The organism is Haematobacter sp. (genome assembly GCF_032102465.1).
GTDB lineage: Bacteria > Pseudomonadota > Alphaproteobacteria > Rhodobacterales > Rhodobacteraceae > Haematobacter.
Window position 1 is genome coordinate 181,405 of the sequence record NZ_DAMDHB010000003.1, and the last position, 7,263, is coordinate 188,667.

Annotated in this window: 7 protein-coding genes and 1 riboswitch; of the genes, 5 read left to right on the forward strand and 2 right to left on the reverse strand. The window is 66.4% G+C overall.

What is annotated here, in order from left to right; genetic code table 11:
• Window positions 1–42 precede the first annotated feature (42 nt).
• On the forward strand, window positions 43–1,158 hold the full coding sequence (gene ftsY / locus RT513_RS04120; RefSeq protein ID WP_290690881.1) for a signal recognition particle-docking protein FtsY: 1,116 nt from the start codon (window positions 43–45) through the stop codon (window positions 1,156–1,158).
• Window positions 1,159–1,278: 120 nt separating this feature from the next.
• On the opposite strand, the gene RT513_RS04125 is transcribed toward ftsY, so the two are convergent.
• Window positions 1,279–1,782 carry an MgtC/SapB family protein gene (locus RT513_RS04125; protein ID WP_290690883.1) on the reverse strand — a complete coding sequence of 168 codons (504 nt, stop codon included), beginning with the start codon at window positions 1,780–1,782 and terminating at the stop codon, window positions 1,279–1,281.
• Between the two features lie 63 nt (window positions 1,783–1,845).
• Between RT513_RS04125 and RT513_RS04130 the strand changes: the two genes are divergently transcribed.
• Together RT513_RS04130 and RT513_RS04135 are read left to right on the forward strand one after the other, a co-directional pair.
• On the forward strand, window positions 1,846–2,754 hold the full coding sequence (locus RT513_RS04130) for an EamA family transporter (protein ID WP_290690885.1): 909 nt from the start codon (window positions 1,846–1,848) through the stop codon (window positions 2,752–2,754).
• A 52-nt stretch (window positions 2,755–2,806) separates the two neighbouring features.
• Window positions 2,807–3,415 carry an inner membrane-spanning protein YciB gene (locus RT513_RS04135; RefSeq protein ID WP_290690887.1) on the forward strand — a complete coding sequence of 203 codons (609 nt, stop codon included), beginning with the start codon at window positions 2,807–2,809 and terminating at the stop codon, window positions 3,413–3,415.
• Window positions 3,416–3,534: 119 nt separating this feature from the next.
• Here the strand turns inward: RT513_RS04135 and RT513_RS04140 are convergent, their stop codons facing one another.
• Window positions 3,535–4,242, reverse strand: a complete 708-nt coding sequence (locus RT513_RS04140; RefSeq protein ID WP_290690888.1) for a glutathione S-transferase N-terminal domain-containing protein — start codon at window positions 4,240–4,242, stop codon at window positions 3,535–3,537.
• Window positions 4,243–4,341: 99 nt separating this feature from the next.
• Window positions 4,342–4,419: riboswitch (SAM riboswitch) on the forward strand.
• A gap of 55 nt (window positions 4,420–4,474) precedes the next feature.
• Between RT513_RS04140 and metZ the strand changes: the two genes are divergently transcribed.
• Together metZ and folE2 are read left to right on the forward strand one after the other, a co-directional pair.
• The gene (metZ, locus tag RT513_RS04145; RefSeq protein WP_088214329.1) at window positions 4,475–5,653 is read left to right on the forward strand and encodes an O-succinylhomoserine sulfhydrylase; all 1,179 of its coding nucleotides are present in this window, start codon (window positions 4,475–4,477) and stop codon (window positions 5,651–5,653) included.
• Between the two features lie 163 nt (window positions 5,654–5,816).
• On the forward strand, window positions 5,817–6,923 hold the full coding sequence (gene folE2, locus RT513_RS04150) for a GTP cyclohydrolase FolE2 (RefSeq protein WP_290690891.1): 1,107 nt from the start codon (window positions 5,817–5,819) through the stop codon (window positions 6,921–6,923).
• The last annotated feature ends 340 nt before the right edge of the window (window positions 6,924–7,263 follow it).

The window sequence follows — 7,263 nt, forward strand, 5'->3', positions numbered from 1 at the left end:
AGGCCCAGTGAAATCGCCGGTGCAATCGCGGGGAGAGTGCCCATGTCCTTCTTCAGCAAGCTCAAGGAACGGCTCACGCGATCATCGAGCCGGATCGAGCAGGGGATCGATGCCCTCGTGGAAGAGGCTCCGGCCGCGGAGGCAGAAACCCAGCCTGCCGCGCAGACATCCCCTTCCGCGCCGCCCGCCCTGCCGCTTGCCGCGACGCCGGTCCTGCCGGTCCTGCCGGTCGATGTGGCGCCTGAGCCGCCCGCTTCCATTCCGCCGGAACGGCCCGGTCTGGTCGGCCGGCTGTTCGGCCGCGAAGCGCGGGTGGAGGAGCCGCGCCGCGTCGTGGATGACGCGATGCTGGAGAGCCTTGAGGAGCTGCTGATCCAGGCCGACATGGGAGTTGAGACCGCGCTTCGCGTCACGGCCAATATCGCCGAAGGACGTATGGGTCGCCGCATGTCCGCCAGCGAGATCCGCACGGCGCTGGCTGATGAGATCGCCCGGATCATGGAGCCGGTGGCGCGGCCCCTGCCGCTCTATCCGAAGAAACCGCAGGTGGTGCTGATCGTCGGCGTGAACGGCTCCGGCAAGACCACCACCATCGGCAAGCTCGCCTCGCAGTTCCGGGCAGCGGGCAAGAAGGTGGTCATTGCCGCAGGCGACACCTTCCGCGCAGCGGCGGTCGAGCAGTTGCAGGTCTGGGGGGAGCGTGCCGGTGTGCCGGTGCTGACGGCGCCCGAAGGATCGGACCCGGCGAGCCTCGCGTTCGACGCCATGACCAAGGCGGAGGCGGAGGGCGCGGACTTGCTGATGATCGACACCGCCGGCCGGCTTCAGAACCGCGCCGACCTGATGGAGGAGCTGGCAAAGATCGTGCGGGTCATCCGCAAGAAGGACCCCTCCGCGCCGCATAATACCGTTCTCGTTCTCGATGCGACGACCGGGCAGAACGCGCTGAATCAGGTGGAAACGTTCCGAAAGCTTGCCGATGTGTCCGGCCTCGTGATGACCAAACTTGACGGAACGGCACGCGGGGGCGTGCTCGTGGCGCTGGCCGACAAGTTCGGCCTGCCGATCCATGCGATCGGCGTGGGCGAGCAGATAGACGACCTCGCCCCGTTCGACCCGGAGGATTTCGCGCGCGCCCTGACCGGGGCGGAGGCGTGATCGCTCTCCGGCGCGATCCGGGAGCCGCCGGGCCCGCTGGCCGGTGAGAGGCTGACCGGTGAGAAACGGCCAGCGTCCGATGCCGCGCCGATGCGCGCGACAGCGACGGTCGAGGGAAGATCAGGCGTGGTCGCCGCGTTCCACCGCCCCGATCCGGCGCGAAGCGAGACGGACGAGCCAAAGCACGATGAGCGTCACCAGCGTCGCGAGGGCGGCAAGCGGGATGCGCCCCGCCCCGCAGGCAAGGCCGACCGCCCCCGCGAGCCACATGCTCGCCCCCGTCGTCAGCCCGTTGACCCGCCCCCTCTGGCTGAAGATCGTGCCCGCGGCAAGGAAGGCCACACCCGCCGTCACGGCCTCGATGGCGCGGATCGGGTCGGCCTGGATGGAGGCGCCGCTGCCTTTGGCCTCCACCTGCACCATCTCGAAGGCCATGAGGGTGAACAGACAGGCGGCCAGCGCGACCATCATATGCGTGCGGAGCCCGGCCGGTTTTTCCTTGATCTCCCGCTCGAAACCGATGAGACCCCCCAGCGTCACGGCGGCCAGCAACCGCAGAACCGCCACCTCCATCGGAAATGCCTCGAATGGCGCGGACAGTTCTTCCTTCAGCACGGCCAGCATGATCGCCCCCTTTTTTCCCTTTGCTACAAGCGGGGGGAGCCGGTTGCGGTTCCCGGCGTGGCAATGAGCGAATGGCTCGTCAGCATCGCGGGAACGCCGCTCGGCCAGGAGATCTCCATGGGGCTCGCGCTTCTGGCCGCGCTCCTCCATGCGGTGTTCGGCGCGTTGCAGAAGGGGCAGCGGGCGGACCCGTGGAAATCGCGCGCGGTGATCGACCTGACGGCGGCGGCCATGGCCGCGCCCTTTGCGCTGTTCGTCGTGCCATGGCCTGAGCCGCACATGTGGCCGATCTTCGCGGGTGTGCTGGTCATTCACCTCGCCTACAAGTTCCTGCAGGCGGCGACCTATGCCCGCGGCGCCTATACGGTCGTCTATCCGGTGGTGCGGGGCGCAGCGCCGCTCTTTGCGGTGCTCGGGGCCTATCTGTTCTTCGGGGAGGTCTTCGCGCCCTTGCAGTTCGCAGGCGTTCTGGTGCTGGTGGGGGCGATCTTCGGGCTTGCCTTCTACAACCTGCGGACGATCGTCCTGAACCGCGAAACGCTGGTGTCCGCCCTGGGCTTTGCCGTGGCGACGGGCGGGTTCGTCGCGCTTTACACCACCTATGACGCCTTCGGGATCCGCTCCACCGCCGATCCCTTCACCTTTCTGGCGTGGTTCTTTCTGATCGACGGGCTGAGCTTCCCGCTCGTCATCCGGCGCAGGTGGTATCCCATTCGGCCCGGAGAGGCCCGCCCGCTCATCAGGCTCGGCCTGATAGGGGCGGTGACGGCGTTCTTCAGCTTTGGCGCCATCATGATCGCCACGCGGATCGGCGATGTCGGGCAGGCGGCGGTGCTCCGGGAGACATCGACCGCCTTCGCCGCGCTGATCGGATGGCTGATGCTCGGCGAGAAGGTAGGGCCGGCGCGCACGGCGCTCATGCTGCTTATCGCCGCAGGTGCCGTGCTTGTGCAGGTGGGGGCGGTGCATTGACGTTGCATTGCCCCGCCCGAACGCGCAATTTGCCGCCCGAACGGAGGTGCCGATGGCTGTGAGAAAGATCAACCCGTGGCTGAAGCTCGCGCTGGAGCTTGGGCCGGTGCTGCTGTTCTTCGTGGGCTACATGCGGATCAAGGACCAGAGTTTCGTCATCGGCGGCACGTCCTATGACGGCTTCATCCTGATGACGGCGGCCTTCATCCCGGTGATGATCGTCTGCACGGCGATCCTCTGGGCGCTGACGGGGCATCTGTCGCGGATGCAGGTGCTGACGCTGGTGCTGGTGACCGTGTTCGGCGGGCTGTCGGTCTGGCTGAACGACGAGCGGTTCTTCAAGATGAAGCTCACCATCATCTACCTGCTGTTCGCGGGTGTGCTGGGGGTGGGGCTGTTGCAGGGCAAATCCTACCTCCGCTTCCTGATGGATGAGGTGGTGCCGATGCGGGAGGAGGGTTGGATGATCCTCACCCGCCGCGTCTTCGTGTTCTTCCTGCTCATCGCGGTCGCGAACGAGGTGATCTGGCGGACGCTTTCCACCGAGGTCTGGGTGAACTTCAAGACCTTCGGCCTGACGCTCGCGGTCTTTGCCTTCTTCATCACGCAGGGCAAGCTGTTCGAGCGTTACGCGGTGCGGGAGGAAGAGCCGGGGGAGTGATCCCGGCCCTCTGATCGCCGCTCAGTTCCCCGGCCCTCTCATACTCGGCCTTCAGATCCGCGGCCCGCTGATCGCCAGCGCTGTGATACTCGGCCCCCAGATCCCCGGCCGCGGAAGGGTCAGTCGCGCTTGCCGAACAGCACTTGTTGCGCCTTGCGGTCCTGCGCGATGTCGGTCTTCCGGTCGGCGGCGATGGCGCGGCCGGCCTTCACGGCGGGCCGCTTGCCCACGGTCTCCAGCCAGCGGGCGAGGTTCGGCTTGTCGTCCAGCGTCTGCTGCTGGCCTTCCCAGCCGATGGCCCAGGGCCAGATCGCCATGTCGGCGATGGAGAAGAAATCCCCCGCCACGAATTCCGCCTTGGCCAGTTGGCGGTCCAGCACGCCGTAAAGCCGCGCGACCTCGTTGCGATAGCGGTCCTTGGCATAGGGCAGGTCGTTCGGCGGATCCATGGAGGGGGCGTATTTCAGGAAGTGATGCGCCTGACCCGCCATCGGGCCGAGTCCTCCGACCTGCCAGAACAGCCATTCGTCAACGGTCAGCCTGTCCCGCTCCGTCGTGCCGTAGAACTTGCCGGTCTTGCGGGCGAGGTATTGCAGGATCGCACCGGATTCAAACACGGACACCGGTTTTCCGTCCGGCCCGTCCTCGTCGATGATGGCGGGCATCTTGTTGTTGGGGGAGATCTCAAGGAACTCCGGCTTGAACTGGTCTCCTGCGCCGATGTTCACGGTCTTGACCACATAGGGCAGGTCCATCTCCTCCAGCGCGATGGAAATCTTCCAGCCGTTGGGGGTGGGCCAGTAGAAGAGTTGGATCGGTCCCGGCATGACTCACGCTCCTTTTTCGATTCGAGAATGTTTGCGCGCGCCGTCTATCCGATGCAAGCCCGCCCGGCAGGTGTTGACGTCGCAGCCGGGGAGGCTTATCCGAACGGGCGTGGCGATTTGTTACCGGATTGCGGGCCACGTTAAACAAGCCGCTAAAGAGGTGTAGGTCATCCGCGGATCCGCTCCCGGTCTCCGACACCCGTTCCGGGCGAGAGACGTGGAGACGTGAAGAATGAACAACTGGAACAGCCGCACGAAACTGGTTCACGCGGGCACCCGGCGTAGCCAGTATGGCGAGGTGGCCGAGGCCATCTTCCTGACGCAGGGCTTCGTTTACGACAGTGCCGAACAGGCGGAGGCGCGGTTCATCGAAACCGGGCCGGACGAGTTCATCTATGCCCGCTATGGCAACCCGACCGTGCGGATGCTGGAGGAACGGATGGCCGCGACGGAGGGGACGGAGGATGCCTTCGCCACCGCTTCGGGGATGGCCGCGGTCAACGGCGCGCTGGTGTCGCTGCTCAAGGCCGGGGATCATGTCGTGGCGGCGCGGCAGCTTTTCGGCTCCTGCCTCTATATCCTCAACAACGTTCTCGGTCGTTACGGGGTGGAGGTCACGCTGGTCGATGGCACGAACCTTGCGGAATGGGAGGCCGCGGTGCGTCCCGGAACGAAGGCCGTGTTTTTCGAATCCGTCTCCAACCCGACACTCGAGGTCATGGATATCGCCGGTATCGCCCGGATCGCGCATCGCGTGGGGGCGCTGGTCGTGGTGGACAACGTCTTTGCCACGCCGCTCGAGTCGCGGGCCGTGGCGCTCGGGGCGGATGCCGTCGTTTACTCCACCACCAAGCATGTGGACGGGCAGGGGCGCTGTCTGGGCGGCATGATCCTCGGTTCCAAGGAGTTCATCCGCAAGACGGTGGAGCCTTACCTGAAGCACACGGGCGGCGCGATGAGCCCGTTCAACGCCTGGGTGATGCTCAAGGGGATCGAGACGCTGGACCTTCGTGTGCGCGCCGCCGCCGACTCCGCCAGGGCGATCGCCGAGGCGGTCCAGGGGCACGGCAAGCTGGCCCATGTGATCTATCCCGGCCTTGCCGACCATGCGCAACATGCGCTCGCCGCACGGCAGATGCCGAATGGCGGCACGCTCCTCGCGCTCGACCTGAAGGGCGGGAAGGAGGCGGCGTTCCGTTTCCTCAACGCGCTGAAGATCTTCACGATCACCAACAATCTCGGTGATTCCAAGAGCCTTGTGACGCATCCGGCAACGACCACCCATTCCAGCCTGACCGATGAGGCGCGTGCTGTCGCGGGTATCGGGCCGGGGCTGGTGCGGGTGAGCATCGGGCTGGAGGATACGCAGGACCTGATCGAAGATGTCATGAAGGCACTGGAAGCGGCCTGATACGACCTTGGTATGGGGGCGGGCCGGGCTGGAAATCGGCCTGCCCGCGCCCCATTTTGCTGACACGGGAAAGGCCCGCAGCCGGTGGTGCGTGTCAGACCTTATGCCAGAACAGACGCCAGCGCGGGCCCCGCGCGCCGAGACAACGATCCGGAGCCACAGGATGAACGCGCCGACGAAACCCGACCTCACGCCCGCCGCCCCTGACCGGGAGGAGGCAAAAGCCGCGCTGGATCTGCTGCGGAGCTGGGCGGCGCTCGCCACGCCCGAGGAGGTCGCGACGCTCGACCCCGCCATCGCGCGCCTGTTGCCGGGGCGCGAGGTCGCGAACTATCCCGACCTCAACCGCAGCTATCCGGCGGATTTCGTCGCCGACGAGGCCTATCGCGCCACGCTGCCCGATTTGCAGAACGGCCCGTCCAGCCTGATCGTGGGGGCGCATCGGCCGATCCAGCAGGTCGGCATCTCCAACTTCCGCCTTCCCATCCGTTACCGGCTGCGCGCGGGGGGGGAGATCAGCCTTGAGACGTCCGTCACCGGCACGGTGAGCCTCGCCTCCGGCAAGAAGGGCATCAACATGTCCCGCATCATGCGCAGCTTCTACGCGCATGCCGAGCGGAGCTTCAGCTTCGAGGTGATGTCCTCCGTGCTGGATGACTACAAGGCCGATCTGGGCAGTTGCGACGCGCGGCTGATGATGCGCTTCTCCTTTCCGGCAAGGGTAAAGGCGCTCCGCTCCGGGCTGGAGGGCTACCAGTATTACGACATCGCGCTGGAGATGATCGAAACGGATGGGCGGCGGGAGCGGTTCGTGCATCTCGACTATGTCTATTCCTCCACCTGCCCCTGCTCGCTTGAGCTGTCTGAACACGCGCGCCAGGTGCGGGGGCAGCTTGCGACGCCGCATTCGCAGCGTTCGGTCGCACGGATTTCCGTGGCGCTGGCGGGTGGGCGGACGCTGTGGTTCGAGGATCTGATCGACATCTGCCGCGCCGCCGTGCCGACGGAGACGCAGGTGATGGTCAAGCGCGAGGACGAGCAGGCCTTCGCGGAGCTGAACGCCGCCAACCCGATCTTCGTGGAGGATGCGGCGCGTTCCTTCGCGGAGCGGCTGCTGGGCGATGCGCGGATCGGCGATTTCCGGGTCGCGGCAAGTCATCAGGAGAGCCTGCACAGCCACGATGCGGTCTCCATCCTGACGGAAGGGCCGACCTTCGCCCAGCGGAGCGTGGACCCGCGGTTTCTGGCGACGCTGCATCATTCGGGGTAAGGCCTTCCTGCTGTCCCACACCGCTCTGCCGCGCATGGGCAACCGCTTCCCGAGACTCTGCGATGGCCATCGGCCGATGCGAGCCCACCTGTGCCAGCCCTGCTGCGTCCAAGGCACAGCCATCGGGCCGGTGCTCGCGTTTTCCGGGTAGCGCCTTCCTCCACCGCGGCAGGTCGCCGGCTTCGGCCGGCGTTTTCACCGCGTCGAAGTCACGGCTTCTTACAAAACCCTGCCACGCCTCCCTTCCCGGCTGGACACCGGCCTCCGGCCATCACAGCCTGACCGCTGACCGCTGACCGCTGACCGCTGACCGCTGACCGCTGACCGCTGACCGCTGACC